The sequence below is a fragment of the Tenacibaculum aquaeponti genome (genome assembly GCF_057221555.1).
Genome location: NZ_CM170147.1, coordinates 3,440,663 through 3,455,667, shown reverse-complemented (window position 1 = coordinate 3,455,667; position 15,005 = coordinate 3,440,663). Strand labels below are relative to the sequence as shown.

Annotated in this window: 14 protein-coding genes; 12 read left to right on the top strand and 2 right to left on the bottom strand. The window is 28.7% G+C overall.

Going from position 1 to position 15,005, the window contains the following annotated elements; all coding sequences use genetic code 11:
* Positions 1-20: 20 nt before the first annotated feature.
* Complete coding sequence (locus AC2TEO_RS15825) at positions 21-2,186, bottom strand: T9SS type A sorting domain-containing protein (protein WP_442265747.1); 2,166 nt, start codon at positions 2,184-2,186, stop codon at positions 21-23.
* A gap of 491 nt (positions 2,187-2,677) precedes the next feature.
* Here AC2TEO_RS15825 and AC2TEO_RS15820 point away from each other — a divergent pair, with 491 nt between their 5' ends.
* From AC2TEO_RS15820 to AC2TEO_RS15765, 12 genes are all read left to right on the top strand, one after another.
* The gene (locus AC2TEO_RS15820) at positions 2,678-3,478 is read left to right on the top strand and encodes a M15 family metallopeptidase (protein WP_442265746.1); all 801 of its coding nucleotides are present in this window, start codon (positions 2,678-2,680) and stop codon (positions 3,476-3,478) included.
* Positions 3,479-3,552: 74 nt separating this feature from the next.
* The gene (locus AC2TEO_RS15815) at positions 3,553-6,978 is read left to right on the top strand and encodes a methylmalonyl-CoA mutase family protein (protein WP_442265745.1); all 3,426 of its coding nucleotides are present in this window, start codon (positions 3,553-3,555) and stop codon (positions 6,976-6,978) included.
* Positions 6,979-7,189: 211 nt separating this feature from the next.
* Positions 7,190-8,326, top strand: a complete 1,137-nt coding sequence (locus AC2TEO_RS15810) for a helix-turn-helix domain-containing protein (RefSeq protein WP_442265744.1) — start codon at positions 7,190-7,192, stop codon at positions 8,324-8,326.
* An 84-nt stretch (positions 8,327-8,410) separates the two neighbouring features.
* The gene (locus AC2TEO_RS15805; RefSeq protein WP_442265743.1) at positions 8,411-10,057 is read left to right on the top strand and encodes a serine hydrolase domain-containing protein; all 1,647 of its coding nucleotides are present in this window, start codon (positions 8,411-8,413) and stop codon (positions 10,055-10,057) included.
* A 209-nt stretch (positions 10,058-10,266) separates the two neighbouring features.
* Positions 10,267-10,467, top strand: coding sequence for a hypothetical protein (locus AC2TEO_RS15800; protein ID WP_095073506.1), 201 nt, complete (start codon positions 10,267-10,269; stop codon positions 10,465-10,467).
* Between the two features lie 158 nt (positions 10,468-10,625).
* Entirely contained in the window at positions 10,626-11,123 is a 498-nt protein-coding gene (locus AC2TEO_RS15795; RefSeq protein ID WP_442265742.1) for a hypothetical protein, read from the top strand.
* A complete protein-coding gene (locus AC2TEO_RS15790; protein ID WP_442265741.1) occupies positions 11,116-11,484 on the top strand; it encodes a hypothetical protein in 369 nt (122 codons plus the stop codon). Before AC2TEO_RS15795 ends, AC2TEO_RS15790 begins: the two co-directional genes overlap by 8 nt.
* Positions 11,485-11,565: 81 nt before the next feature.
* Positions 11,566-11,934: a hypothetical protein gene (locus tag AC2TEO_RS15785; protein ID WP_442265740.1), complete on the top strand. Its 369-nt coding sequence runs from the start codon at positions 11,566-11,568 to the stop codon at positions 11,932-11,934.
* Complete coding sequence (locus tag AC2TEO_RS15780; RefSeq protein ID WP_442265739.1) at positions 11,934-12,503, top strand: hypothetical protein; 570 nt, start codon at positions 11,934-11,936, stop codon at positions 12,501-12,503. Before AC2TEO_RS15785 ends, AC2TEO_RS15780 begins: the two co-directional genes overlap by 1 nt.
* A gap of 11 nt (positions 12,504-12,514) precedes the next feature.
* Positions 12,515-13,075, top strand: a complete 561-nt coding sequence (locus tag AC2TEO_RS15775; protein ID WP_442265738.1) for a glycoside hydrolase family 19 protein — start codon at positions 12,515-12,517, stop codon at positions 13,073-13,075.
* Between the two features lie 87 nt (positions 13,076-13,162).
* Positions 13,163-13,987 (top strand): mechanosensitive ion channel family protein, encoded by an 825-nt coding sequence (locus AC2TEO_RS15770; protein ID WP_442265737.1) that lies wholly within the window; start codon positions 13,163-13,165, stop codon positions 13,985-13,987.
* A gap of 67 nt (positions 13,988-14,054) precedes the next feature.
* Positions 14,055-14,744 (top strand): DUF547 domain-containing protein, encoded by a 690-nt coding sequence (locus tag AC2TEO_RS15765; RefSeq protein ID WP_442265736.1) that lies wholly within the window; start codon positions 14,055-14,057, stop codon positions 14,742-14,744.
* Positions 14,745-14,781: 37 nt separating this feature from the next.
* On the opposite strand, the gene AC2TEO_RS15760 is transcribed toward AC2TEO_RS15765, so the two are convergent.
* A complete protein-coding gene (locus tag AC2TEO_RS15760; RefSeq protein WP_442265735.1) occupies positions 14,782-14,973 on the bottom strand; it encodes a hypothetical protein in 192 nt (63 codons plus the stop codon).
* Between the last annotated feature and the right edge of the window lie 32 nt (positions 14,974-15,005).

The window sequence follows — 15,005 nt, the reverse complement described above, 5'->3', positions numbered from 1 at the left end:
TTATATAATTCCTTCTTTATTTAACGAATAATTATCTGTTTTATAATCTGCTGTTTTTGAGTATCTATTTTTAAAAAGTAGTTTCCACTAGACAAAGAATTTACATCAAAATTGATATTATAAATTCCTTTTCCTTGACGTTTTGTTTTTAATAAACTCTTTACTTTTTGTCCATTTGTATTATACACAGAAATTGAAACTTGAGTTTTATTTTGAAGTAAATAATGAATATTACCAGATTGACTCATAGGATTTGGATAAACTCCTAAAATTACTAAATTTTCGTTTTCTTCATTAGATACATTTGTCCCTATTTCAATAGGTTTTACTCCGTAAACAACCCTAGAACTACTTTTCGCAGGAGTATTGGTCGACTGAATTCCACAATCGTTTTTATTCACGTAATATCCTTTATGAAAAAACTCTCCTGAATTTGGACGAGTTATATCATTAATATAAAACCAATCTGCTTGTACTTTATTTTCTTTTACATCTAAAATAAAATATCCATGTGCATCTAAATCAACTTCTTTAATATGTCTGTTAAGTAATTTTGTATAAAATTCAGCTAAACCAGTTGCAATTCCTCCATAGGCATCTAAATTTTGAGAAGTTACACTTGGTACTACAAATTCAGAACCTATACACTCTCTGTTATATCTTAAATTACCCGCAAAAGTACTATGAATATCTCCTGTTAACACAACTACATTTTTTATATTATTATCATTAATATGCTTGTATAAACGTTCTCTATCTTTCTTAAAACCATCCCAAGCATCATTTGTTGGAACTCCGTTGTAACTCATCATCATTACTTGATTACCTATAATTTTCCAAGTCGCTGAGGAAGCAGATAATTTACTTAATAACCAACTAAATTGCGTTGCTCCTAAAATCGATACATATGTTGCTCTTTGTGCTAGTTTCTCTTGAGAAATAATTGATGTTGCTTTAATTAAAAGACTTTCTAATTTTTCTTGATTTTTTCTTGAAGCTAAATTTCTATTTCCATAATTCTTGTAGTTATAAGCAATAGTTGCAAACTTTTCAATCACAAAATCTAATTCTTCCTTCGTTAATTTCTCTTCTTGAATAAAATATGGAGCAATTTTATGAATAGCTTTTTTAAAATCATTTACTGAATTTAAAGGATCTTCTGCTATAATTTGTTTTACTTTATATTTTAATTCTTTTTTAGATTTTAACGTAATACGTTGTGAAGTAACTGTTTCTCCTCTTCCTTCAATTCTAGTGTCTAACATTAATAAATCAGCTAAATTTCCGTAAGAAAAATCTCTATACAACCTGTATTCTTGAATCGAATTTGCTCTTACAGGCATCCATTCAAAATAAGCCTTATAAGCGTTGTTTTTTCTTACTTCCCAACTTCCTTCTGTAGAAGGATCATGATTTTCTGCTCCAAACTTATTTGCATCATTGGAAAACTCGTGATCATCCCAAATTAAAATAAAAGGATGTTGCTGATGTATCCTGCGTAACATCGGATCTAATCTGTAATACGAGTAACGGACACGATAATCACTCAAAGAAACAATTTCATTTTTGGGTAAATGTCCTCTTCCAACTTCATCACTATATCCATATCCTCCAGTTTCATATTCATAAATATAATCTCCTAAGTGAATAACAGCATCAATATCTGTTCTCTCTGCTAATTCTTCGTAAGTATTAAAATATCCATTCTGATAATTTGAACATGACACTACTCCAAACCTAACATTGTCTACATTTCCTGTTGGTGAAGTTCTAGTTTTTCCTATTTCTGATTTTTTATTTAAAGCTTCGAATTGAAAATAGTAAGTTGTATTTGGATTTAAATTTGTGACATCAACTTTTACCGTATAATCTTTTCGTTCATCTGTAGTAACTTCTCCTTGTTGAATTACATCAGACATTGTTGGATTAGTAGCAACTTTCCATGTAACGTTAACATCAGGTTGATTTGTCGTAACTCTAGTCCAGATAATGACAGCGTCCTTTAACGGGTCTCCTGATGCTACTCCATGATAAAAAGGAACTAAACTCGCATTGAAAAAACTCTCAATATTATCTGAACTAAAACGATCAATTTTAGTTACTATTGCTGAGTTTTGAGCTAAAAGTGTAAAAAAAGGAGTCGTAATAAATAGTGCAACAAGCACAAAAAAATTAATTTGTTTCATTTTTCGGGGTTAATTTGTTAATCTGTTGCGAAACTAATTTTTAAAGCGCTAACTTGCTATGCATGCATAATAATTAACTCAATGATAATTCTGTTAACATTTTTATATTTTTAATAACCTAACAACTAACATTTCAATGATAATTTCTTTACATAAAAAATGTAAGCCAGTTGTAAATAATGATAAATTACTTTGATTATAATCTCTAAATATATCGTTCCTAAAGGTTTTACTGGTATTACTTTATATCCGTTTATTTTTCTTAAAAACTCTTCAATTAAAAATGATAAAATCACGATTAATCATGAGAAAATTCATCTGCGACAACAAATAGAAATGCTTATTATTCCTTTTTATATTTTCTATGGAATTGAATGGTTTTTTAAATTTTTAAAATATAAAAATAGTTATCTTGCTTATCGAAATTTAAGCTTTGAGCGAGAAGCTTACTCATTTGAAACAGACATCAATTATTTAAAAAACAGGAAATTTTGGGCATTTATAAAACATCTATAAAATTTTCATCAATACTATTTTTAAGCATTTTCTTTAACTGTAAAACTGAAAAGAAAATTAAAAAAGAAGAAGTTATCGAAATAGCTAAAGCAGCTATCGTTAAAAAAGACACTACTCCAAAATACCCAAAGTATTTAACAAAAGAATATGTATTAGGTAAATTTGATTATAAAACGCACCCTGACTTTGGTAAAATACCGAAGAATTTGTCTTCTAGCGAAATGTATTTAAGAAAAGAAGTGTTAGAACAATTTCTTAATATGGTAAATGCCGCAAAAAAAGAAGGTATTAAATTAAAAGCAGTTTCAGCAACTCGAAATTTTCCACACCAAAAAAGAATTTGGGATTATAAATGGACAGACAAATACAAAAAATACCCAGAAGACAAACGCGCTTTAAAAATTTTAGAATACAGTTCTATGCCAGGAACTTCAAGACATCACTGGGGAACTGATGTTGATATTAATGATTTAGAAGATGAATATTTTTTACAAGGAAAAGGTAAAAAAGAATACGAATGGTTAATGAAACACGCAAACAGTTTTGGTTTCTATTTAGTTTATACATCAAAAGATAACGGAAGAACTGGATATAACGAAGAAAAATGGCACTGGTCTTATGCTCCATTATCATCAATTTACTTAGAATTTTACAACCAAAACATTACACATCAAGACATTACAGGATTTCAAGGTTCACAGTTTGCAAAAGACATTCACATGATTACCAATTATGTAAATGGAATAAACCCAAAAATATTGACTTATAAGCCCTAAGCTTTTCTTAAACATTGCTTAATTTTTTTGAGATTTTCGTAAATTGCAACTCAAAATAACAACTAAATTTACGAATGGAACAAATAGCTCCTTATAAACCCAAGCATAAAGTAAGAATTGTAACTGCTGCTTCATTATTTGATGGTCATGATGCTGCAATAAACATAATGCGTAGAATTATCCAGTCTACTGGTGTAGAGGTAATTCATTTAGGTCATGATAGAAGTGTTGAAGAGGTAGTAAACTGTGCTATTCAAGAAGATGCTAATGCAATTGCTATGACTTCTTATCAAGGTGGTCATAACGAATATTTCAAATACATGTACGACTTGCTTAAAGAAAAAGGAGCAAGTCATATCAAAATTTTTGGTGGTGGTGGTGGAGTAATCCTTCCTGAAGAAATTAAGGAATTAATGGATTACGGAATTACTCGTATTTATTCTCCTGACGATGGTCGTGAAATGGGATTACAAGGTATGATTAATGATCTTGTACAACAATCTGATTTTGCCATTGGTGATAAATTAAACGGAGAAGTTAATCATTTAGCTGAAAAGGAAATCGGAAGTATAGCTCGTGTAATTTCCTCTGCAGAAAACTTCCCTGAAGTTTCAAAAGAAACTATGGATATTATTCATAAGAAAAATGAGACTTCTAAAACTCCAGTATTAGGTATCACAGGAACTGGTGGTGCTGGTAAATCGAGTTTAGTAGATGAATTAGTTCGTCGTTTTTTAATTGATTTCCCAGAAAAAACTATCGGTTTAATTTCTGTTGATCCGTCTAAAAGAAAAACAGGTGGAGCTTTATTAGGAGATAGAATTCGTATGAATGCTATTAATAATGAACGTGTATATATGCGTTCTTTAGCAACACGTCAATCTAATTTAGCTTTATCTAAATATGTAAATGAAGCCGTTGAAGTTTTAAAAGCTGCTGAGTTTGATTTAATTATTTTAGAAACTTCTGGTATCGGACAATCTGATACTGAAATTATAGAACATTCTGATGCTTCTTTATATGTTATGACTCCTGAATTTGGAGCTGCAACTCAGTTAGAAAAAATTGACATGCTTGATTTTGCTGATTTAGTTGCTATTAACAAATTTGATAAAAGAGGTGCATTAGATGCATTACGCGATGTTAAAAAACAATACATGCGTAATAATAATCTTTGGGATGTACACATGGATGATATGCCTGTGTATGGAACTATTGCTTCTCAATTCAACGATCCAGGAATGAACTCGCTATACAAAGCGATTATGGATAAAGTTGTTGAAAAAACAGGAGCTGATTTAAAATCTACTTTTGAAATTACTAAAGAAATGTCTGAAAAGATATTTGTAATTCCACCAGCCAGAACACGTTACTTGTCTGAAATTGCAGAAAATAACAGAGCTTACGATAAAAAAGTAGATGACCAAGAAAAGGTTGCTCAAAAGTTATATGGAATCTTCAAAACCATTGAAAGTGTTTCTGAAGGAACTGTCGCTTTAGATAAATCAGGAATTGATGAAACTTCAATTCAAAAAACAGACGAAAACAGTGATTTTCTAAAATTATTAATCGCTGAATTTGATCGCGTAAAAATGAATTTAGACCCATATAACTGGGAAGTCATTTTAAACTGGGCAACTAAGGTTAAAAAATATAAAGATCCTATTTATACGTTTAAAGTACGTGATAAGGAAATTAAAATTGAAACACACAGCGAATCGCTGTCACACAGTCAAATTCCAAAGGTAGCTTTACCTAAATATCAAGCTTGGGGAGATTTATTACGCTGGAATTTACAAGAAAATGTTCCTGGAGAATTCCCATATACATCAGGATTATATCCTTTCAAGAGAACTGGAGAAGATCCAACCAGAATGTTTGCTGGAGAAGGTGGACCAGAACGTACGAACAGACGATTCCATTACGTTAGTTTGGGAATGCCAGCAAAGCGTTTATCTACTGCTTTTGACTCAGTTACTTTATATGGAAATGATCCTGGACATAGACCTGATATTTATGGTAAAATTGGAAATGCTGGAGTATCTATTTGTTGTTTAGATGACGCTAAGAAATTATACTCTGGATTCGACTTAAGTCATGCTATGACTTCTGTATCAATGACTATTAATGGTCCGGCTCCAATGTTATTAGGGTTCTTTATGAATGCTGCAATTGATCAAAACTGTGAGAAATACATTAAGGAACACGGTTTAGAATCGAAAGTAGAAGCAAAATTAAAAGAGTTATACGACGATAAAGGTATTGCTAGACCAAAATATAACGGTGATTTACCAGAAGGAAATAATGGTTTAGGTTTATTACTTTTAGGTGTTACTGGAGATCAGGTTTTACCCGCAGACGTATATGCAGAAATTAAAGCCAATACATTATCTCAGGTTAGAGGTACAGTTCAAGCAGATATTTTAAAAGAAGATCAAGCACAAAATACGTGTATTTTCTCTACAGAATTTGCTTTACGTTTAATGGGAGATGTTCAAGAATACTTTATTGAGAAAAATGTACGCAACTTCTACTCTGTTTCTATTTCTGGATATCATATTGCTGAAGCTGGTGCAAATCCAATTACTCAATTAGCTTTAACTTTAGCTAATGGATTTACCTATGTAGAGTATTATTTATCTAGAGGAATGGATATTAATAAGTTTGGTCCAAACTTATCGTTCTTCTTCTCAAATGGTATCGATCCAGAATATGCTGTAATAGGACGTGTAGCTCGTAAGATTTGGGCAAAAGCTTTAAAATATAAGTACGGAGCAAATGCACGTGCACAAATGTTGAAATATCACATTCAAACTTCTGGACGTTCTTTACATGCACAGGAAATTGATTTTAATGATATTAGAACTACGTTACAAGCATTATATGCAATTTACGACAACTGTAATTCGCTACATACAAATGCTTATGATGAAGCTATTACAACACCAACAGAAGAAAGTGTTCGTAGAGCAATGGCAATTCAGTTGATTATTAATAAAGAATTAGGATTAGCTAAAAACGAGAATCCAATTCAAGGTTCATTTATTATTGAAGAATTAACTGATTTAGTTGAGGAAGCGGTATTAACTGAATTTGATAGAATTACAGAACGTGGTGGAGTTTTAGGAGCAATGGAAACAATGTATCAACGCTCTAAAATTCAAGAGGAAAGCTTGTATTACGAAACTTTAAAACACACAGGAGAATTCCCGATTATTGGTGTAAATACGTTCTTGAGTTCTAAAGGATCTCCAACGGTTACTCCACAAGAAGTTATTCGTGCAACAGAAGAGGAAAAATTATTCCAAATCAACACTAAAGAAAACTTAAATAAAGCAAATAAGCAAAAGGTACAAGATCAATTAAAAATTGTACAACAAGCTGCCATTCAAAACGAAAACATTTTTGAATGTTTAATGGAAGCTGCTAAAGTTTGTTCATTAGGTCAGATTACATCAGCATTATTTGAAGTTGGTGGACAATACAGAAGAAATATGTAATAATATATACGTCAACCTGAACTTGTTTCAGGTTTTCATTTATAAACTATTTCTTAAATAGCTTTATGAGATTCTGAAATAAATTCAGAATGACGCAAAACCAGATATTTATATATAAAATTAAGAGCAGTAGAAATGTTAAGTTTTTACTGCTCTTTTTCTGTAAAGAAATTATATTGTTGAACTAAAATACATTCCAAACCTAAAATTAATGTGTGAACTAAATTTAAACATTTTTAATCTTCTTATAGTAGCGTCGATTTTTATAGGTACGACATTTGGAACTTTACTAATTTTTACGAAACGTATCAATAAAAAAGCTAACTTACTTCTTGGCTTAATTGTTTTTATTATCGTTTTGTGGAATATTTGGGTTATAAGTTTAGATTTTCAGTTCACTCGTTATTTCACTTATTTTTATTTAATTCCGCTACACTACTCTTTAGCTCTTGGTCCATTAGTATATTTCTATGTAAAAAGAATCACTAATTTTAGTTTTCATTTCTCTAAAAAAGAACTCCTTCATTTTTTACCAGTAGTTATAGAACTTAGTGTCCATTTTCTAATTAGTATAGAGGCTTTTACAGATCAAAAAACGAGTATTGAGACAGCTATTTTTCATCAAATAATTCCAATTATTCAATTTCTTGCTATTATTTCCGTTGTTTCGTACAGTATTTTTGCTTTAAAAGAAATCAGAATTTATCACAACTGGCTTAACGAGAATTATAGTGACAACGATGCATATAATTTAAAATGGTTATATCGATTAATCGTCATATTCGCTATAATTTGGATATTATGGTTTCCATATACTTTTATAGATTATTTAGTGTTTAATTTTCAGTTAGGTATTAGTGATTATTATCCTATTTATATAGCCCTTTCTATAATTACAATTTGGATTAGCACTGAAGCTTTTTTAAGATCTGAAATTGTTTTCCTAGAAGCAAACAGAAAAGAGGTTCTCCACAAAAAAGAAGATCCGACTGAAGAAATTCTTGAAAAAGCATCTTGGTTAAAAGAGGAAATGAAAAAGAATCGTTTTTACTTAAATTCTGAATTAACCTTAAAATCTCTTGCAGATAATCTTAATATGCATCCTAACATGTTATCAAAAGTAATTAATGACGGATTAGATAAAAATTTTTCAGACTTTATTAATGAATATCGTGTTAATGCAATTATAAAAAAATTAGAGAGTGGTAATTATGATCATATTACTTTATTGGGATTGTCTTTTGAATGTGGTTTTAATTCAAAAACGACTTTTAATAGAGTATTTAAAAATATAAAAGGGATTACTCCTTTGCAATATAAAAAGTCCATAGAAAACAACTCTAAATAGTATTAAATGAGTCCCATTTTATAAATTGGAGCGTTTGACTTTTTTGTTAAACCTATGTTTGTTAGCAATAAAACACTAATAAACATGAAATTAAATTTTAACTTACTGTGTATTGTTTATCTCTTTATTGCTTGCAATACTATAAGTTCTTCTCAGAAAAAAAATCAATTAGAAACACCTGAAAACACCTTGTTTTTTTCTAAGGCTGATTTCAAAACTAATAAAATCACGTCAGATAATTATACAGATGATTTCACATTACATAAAGATCAATTTTTAAATATTCACTTTACGTTAAAAGAACCACTTATAAAAAGTCTTCAAAAATTAGCTCCTCATTTAACTGATGAACAATTATTAGACAATGGAAATTTTCAATTTACTTTTTTAGTAAATGATAAAAAAGTACATGTCGAAAACTTAAATAAAGGTTCCGGTACTTTAGATACTAAAACCAATCAACTTACCTATATACTCCCATTAATTTACCCTGAGCAAATTGATTTTTGGAGTTGGTTTATGTGGTTAAAGTTTATGAAATTAAGTGGTGGTGAAGATATTTTAACAGAAGGGAAACATTCGCTGACTGTAGAAGTAAGACCTTATTTGAAGGATCAAAAATTAAAAACAGGACCTGTTTTATCTAAAGGAACTATTAAAATTGAAGTCGCTAGAATTAAAATTGACGAAAATTTAGTCCCTGTTCAAAAAATAAAAACAATTAATGATTGGAAAATTTCAAAAGCCAACTATAATAAGGGTAAGATTGAAGCTTTAAATAGAAAAATTGCTGAGAAAAGATTTAATCAAATTAATGGAATTGTTGTCATAAAAAACAATGAACTTTTAATTGAAGAATATTTTAATGGTGCAAATAGAAACAGTTTACACGATGCTAGATCTGTAGGAAAATCTTTTGCTTCTACACTATTAGGAATAGCAATTCAAGAAAATTATATTAATAATGAAAAAGCCCTTTTAAAAGATTTTTACGATTTAAAATCATTTAAAAACTATACTCAGAAGAAAGACAGTGTCACTTTAGAATCCTTGTTAACTATGAGTTCAGGTTTTCTTGGCGACGACACAAATTATAATAGCCCAGGAAATGAAGAAAAAATGTATCCAACTAAAAACTGGGTTAATTTCACATTGAACTTACCCATGGAAAAAGATAAAAAATTAGGTGTTGATTTCACTTACTTTACTGCTGGAGTAGTTGTTTTGGGTGATATAATTCATAAATCAGTTCCTGAAGGTTTAATTTCTTATACTCACAAAAAATTATTTAAACCTCTTGGAATTACTAATTACAAATGGCAATATACACCTCAAAAAGTGGGAAACACAGCTGGTGGAATTCAATTAAGAGCTATCGACTTTGCTAAATACGGACAATTATATAAGAACAAAGGAGTTTGGAAAGGTAAACAAATTCTTAATGAAAAATGGATAGAGAAAACCTTATCAAAAAAAGTTTCTCTCACTAATATTGGATTAGAACACGAATATTATGGTTTTCTTTTTTGGAATAAAACATACACTATAAACAAAAAAAGTTATGAAGTTTCATATTGTAGTGGTAGAGGTGGGAATAAAATTTTCATTTTTAAAGATATTCCTTTTGTAATAGTTATTACATCTTCTGCATATGATATTCCTAATGCACATTCTAATGCAGATAAAATAATACAAGAATATATACTTCCTGCTGTAATTGACGACAAATAAAAACTATTGAATATTTCTGATACAAAAACTGAAAATTTGAAAAAATTATCCCTAAAAATTACATCTCTAAAAATAGATTTGTAAGCCTTATAAAATCTGATAAAATTTAAATCTAGAGAATAACTAAAAACAAAATATTTCGTAAAACACTGTAACAAAAAGACTTATTATTCTTCTTATATGTGTAATCAAAATTATAAAAACAATAAATGAGTAAGACGTATTTTATTTTTAGTTTAATCTTCGCAACAGGCTTAGGAACTTCTTTAGGAGTTAATTTCGGAACTTTAACTGGAAATCTTTCAGTAGGTATTTTACTTGGTAGTATAACAGGTTTATTATTAGGTTTTGGAGTGGGTTATTCTCTAAAAGCTTATGTTGAAAATTATAAAATTCAAAATACATTATAATACCACAACACAACTAACCTTTAGAAACTTATAAAATTTAATCCTGAGTAAACATTACTCAGGATTTTTTTAGTTAAATAATTCTCAAAAACAAGCTGTTATTTATAAGTTTTGAATTTATTTTATATTTTTTGTTCCTATTGTTATTATGTAAAACTATGAAGTTTTTTCTCCTTCCCTTTTTTAAATTTATACTTAGCTTTTCATATTTATATTCTCAAAATTTTAAATCAGAATATGAGTTATTCAATAAAATAATTAACTATACACCTAAAGAATTTAAAACTATTACGAATTTTAAATATTTTCCAAGTGAATATGAAGGGAAATTGAGTTCTATAGCATTATTAAGTCGAATTTATCAATTTCAAAAAAAATTAAAATTAACTGTAAACCAAATACATGAATTAGAAGAAAGAATCGATCAACTTTCACTCTCTTTTTATTTAGAAAACAACCCCATTCTAATTGAATATTATGGCGGATATTCTGGTTGCAATGAATCTCCTATAGCTAAAAAAACTTTTCAAAATAAAGAAGTAATGATCATTAAGTTCTGTCATACTTGCTCAGATCAATATAACAAAGTTATAGGACAATTTATTGATATATTTAACTTCAGAACAAATCAATTATTAAAAACTAACAATGAATGAAATCTTTCAATGGGTATACGAACTCTTAAAATGGATGGCTAAAGTTACGGGCTTCAGTTACAATGAAATCAACATTATTGTGTACTACATTATTATTCCTTCTTTGTTTCTTTATTTACTTAGTAGAATAATAAAAAATTACACTGTAGTTCTAGGCTTTATTGCTTTTGTTATCGTCACATTATTTTTTATAAAAGATTTTAAATTATTTTCTGATAATCTCTTTAAACAATCTGTAAACTTTTTAAACTGGTTCGAAATTATAGGTTTAAATTATACTCAAGCTTCTGTAGTTATTTGTGTTTTCATTCCATTTCTTATCATTTTAAGCTTACTACTATATCGTAAAAAACATACTTAAATATTTAATATTATTACTTAAATCCTCAAGATTTTTGAGTAATTTAACCCTAAATTTAAACGACCAAAGCTCCTATTTTACATGAAAAAAACAAACATTGTCTTACTCATAGTACTTTGTATTATTGGGGTTTTTAACCTGATAAAAGTTTTTACTTTAGATAGCCATTTAAAAAGTGCTAAAGAATCTTTACAAAAGGCTCAAGGTGAAGTAGAAAATGCCCAACAACTAAATAATAAAGCACAAAAAGAAATACAAGGTTTAAAAACTGCTATAAAAAAATATGAATTCAAAAATGAAGCCTTACAATTAGAAATTGATTCTATTGTTTTAACTAAAAGAGCCAAAGCTCCTAAAGATTGGGCAGATCGCCAAAGTATAAAGAAGAAACAAAAAGAAATTACTGCCCGATTAGAATACTTACGTCAAAAAAATAATGAATTTGAATAATGAAAAAAATCATCAAATTAACCTTCATCATTTCCCTAATACTATCAACTTTTAGTAGTGTTTATGCTCAAAATAAAGTAAAAGACACCATTACTATTGGTAAAGAATATGCTCGTTCTCGTAAACTTCCAATCACTGTTAATAAAGGAACCGTTATTATAAACCAGATCGATTCACTTCATTTAGTAAATCAAATTCGATTTCATTATTATGAAGAATTGCGAAAAGAATTATTTAAAAATGATTTCGGTAAAGACATTGAAAATATTGTTTTAAAATATGAACGTATTGTAGAAGAAAATAATAACTTATTCAATCAATTAGAACTAAAATCTAAAACGCAATCTGATTTGTTTCAAAAAACAATAAATGAATTAAAACTTTCATTAGATGAAACAGATCGTACCTTAAGTTTAACTCAAAAATCCTTAGATAATGCCAATACTTCTTTGGAGTTAAGCATGAAACAAATAGAAAGCGCTCAACGCAGACAATTTTGGAAAAACTTCGGATTAATTGGTGGCGGTATTGGAATGGGACTTCTTTTAGGTTTATTAATTGCTAACTAAACAATAATGTTATGATAAATAGAAAATTCTTCTTTGATTATGTAAAACAAAGACTACATTTTGGTCGATTAAAACAAAGTCAGGTAAATGGTTACAATCAGATTTTAGATTATTGGGAAGACGAAAATTTAAAAGATGTAAGGTGGCTCGCTTATGTTCTTGCTACCACGTATCATGAAACTGATAAAACGATAAAACCTTTGCGAGAGTATGGAAAAGGTAGAGGTAGAAAATATGGGATTCCAGATTCAGAAAATGGACAAACATATTATGGTAGAGGTTATGTACAATTAACTTGGAGAAAAAATTATCAGAAATATTCAGATATCCTAGAAATTGATTTAGTTAACAATCCAGATTTAGCTTTAGATCAAGAAATTGCTACAAAAATTCTATTCCATGGAATGATTAATGGGGTTTTTACAGGAAAATCTTTAAAAGATTATTTCAACGAAAATAAATCTGATTGGTATAACGCAAGAAGAATTGTTAACGGAACTGATAAAATGTATACTATTGGCGATTATGGCAAAGAGTTTTTTGCTGCTATTTCGTTCAATTATATTTTATAGCCTTATCATTTTCTTGACATCTCATTTCAATTAATTAAATTTAACTGTTGTATAAATATTTCTTTAACTTTTAAATAAAATCAATATATGGAAACTATTGATTTCAATGAGGTTTTAAAACTTATTCAAGAAAAAGCCATACTATATTTCCCTAAATTACTTTTAGGTGGACTTATTTTATGGATTGGAATGAAACTAGCAAACCGATTGGTAAATTTCTTAACTAAAGTATTAGAAAAGGCAGGTTTCGATGATACCATTCGTCCATTTCTTGTTTCTATGCTTAGTTTTATTTTGAAAGGAGCTTTATTGCTTATTGTTGCTTCTATTTTAGGTGTAAACCTATCTAGCTTAGTTGCTTTACTTGCTGCTATTGGTTTCGCTATTGGTATGGCTTTGCAAGGAAGTTTAGGGAATTTTGCTTCTGGTATATTAATTTTAACATTAAAACCTTATAAGTCTGGAGACTGGATTCAAGTTGAAGAAAAGTTTGGAAAAGTTGAAGAGATTGGGATTTTTAGTACTACTATAGTTTCTCCAGGTCATAAAACATTAATAATTCCTAATGCTAAAATTACTGATGGAGTTGTAACTAACTACTCTAAAAAAGGAATGGTTCGTTTAGAAATTAACGTAACTATGCCTTATGCTGAAAGTTTTCCAAGAGTAAAAGAGATTATAAAATCGACTTTAGTTAATGTAAATAATATATTAACGGAACCAGAAACTGAAATTGGAATCGAAACTTTTGATTCTCACAGTATAGAATTAACGATTCGTCCGTATGTTCATCCTGAAGATTTTTGGCAAGTGACTTTCGACACTCATGAGGCCGTGAAAAAAGCTTTTAGTGATAATAAAATTCAGGTTGCTTATTCTGAAGGTGTTGAACTTGGTAACATAGGTGAATAATTGAAATGACTTTGTAAGCATTTAGGAAGAATCAGTCTAATATTATAATTAATTATGAATTAGACTAATGGAGTATTATTCTTTAAACCATATTTCTGAGCAACTTTTACTAACTGTTAAACAAAACAAAGATACGACGAAGCTAAAGTTAGAACTTTCATTCACTCCTTTCAATGAATTAATAAATAGCTTAAAAAATGATGAGGAAAAAAAAGCGTTTTGGATTAATATTTATAACGCCTACTTTTTAATTTTAAGGAAAGAGTTTAATATATCTAAACCTAAAATATATACTGAAAAAATAATTAAAATAGCTGAACATTATTTCAGTTTAGATGATATAGAACACGGGATTTTAAGAAAGTATCGTTACAAATATTCATTGGGTTTTATAGCTAATTTATTTGCTCCAAAATTAATTAAACAACTTGCTGTAAATTCAATAGATTATCGTATTCATTTTGCTTTAAATTGCGGAGCAAAAAGTTGTCCTCCTATCGCTTTTTATAATACTGAAAATATAAATAACCAACTCGATTTGGCTACACAATCTTTTTTAGAGTATGAAACAGAATATATTCATGCTAAAAAAGAAGTTCATACAACAATGCTTTTCAAATGGTTTTTAAAAGATTTTGGAAATTTTAAGGGAATTAAAAAGATTTATAAAACACAGTTGAATAAAGATATTTCTGATTATTCAATAAAATTTAAACCCTATTCTTGGGAAGAGAACCTGAATAATTTCACACAATAAAAAAAAACCTTATGCTCTAAACATAAGGTTCTTCTTTTTAAATATATAAATGACAGTCATCGCACATTTTAACCTCTCCATAATACGTTTCTCTGTATTTGTGTAACGTAGCTATTGGTAGAAATAAAAAATATTTTTTGATGTATGTTACTTTCGTCATTAATCTTCCCATTTTAGGAGAAAATCTGTTTTCTAATTTTGTTTTTCTTTTAATGTGAAATAATTTCATGTATATATTTTATGTTATTATGTTGATTATAA

Bases quoted from the DNA above. Each gene is read 5' to 3' on its own strand.
- AC2TEO_RS15775 (WP_442265738.1), top strand. From the start codon at position 12,515: ATGATAAATAGAAAATTCTTCTTTGATTATGTAAAACAAAGACTACAT.
- AC2TEO_RS15790 (WP_442265741.1), top strand. From the start codon at position 11,116: ATGAATGAAATCTTTCAATGGGTATACGAACTCTTAAAATGGATGGCT.
- AC2TEO_RS15760 (WP_442265735.1), bottom strand. From the start codon at position 14,973: ATGAAATTATTTCACATTAAAAGAAAAACAAAATTAGAAAACAGATTT.
- AC2TEO_RS15805 (WP_442265743.1), top strand. From the start codon at position 8,411: ATGAAATTAAATTTTAACTTACTGTGTATTGTTTATCTCTTTATTGCT.
- AC2TEO_RS15825 (WP_442265747.1), bottom strand. From the start codon at position 2,186: ATGAAACAAATTAATTTTTTTGTGCTTGTTGCACTATTTATTACGACT.
- AC2TEO_RS15810 (WP_442265744.1), top strand. From the start codon at position 7,190: ATGTGTGAACTAAATTTAAACATTTTTAATCTTCTTATAGTAGCGTCG.
- AC2TEO_RS15765 (WP_442265736.1), top strand. From the start codon at position 14,055: ATGGAGTATTATTCTTTAAACCATATTTCTGAGCAACTTTTACTAACT.
- AC2TEO_RS15795 (WP_442265742.1), top strand. From the start codon at position 10,626: ATGAAGTTTTTTCTCCTTCCCTTTTTTAAATTTATACTTAGCTTTTCA.
- AC2TEO_RS15770 (WP_442265737.1), top strand. From the start codon at position 13,163: ATGGAAACTATTGATTTCAATGAGGTTTTAAAACTTATTCAAGAAAAA.
- AC2TEO_RS15815 (WP_442265745.1), top strand. From the start codon at position 3,553: ATGGAACAAATAGCTCCTTATAAACCCAAGCATAAAGTAAGAATTGTA.
- AC2TEO_RS15800 (WP_095073506.1), top strand. From the start codon at position 10,267: ATGAGTAAGACGTATTTTATTTTTAGTTTAATCTTCGCAACAGGCTTA.
- AC2TEO_RS15785 (WP_442265740.1), top strand. From the start codon at position 11,566: ATGAAAAAAACAAACATTGTCTTACTCATAGTACTTTGTATTATTGGG.
- AC2TEO_RS15780 (WP_442265739.1), top strand. From the start codon at position 11,934: ATGAAAAAAATCATCAAATTAACCTTCATCATTTCCCTAATACTATCA.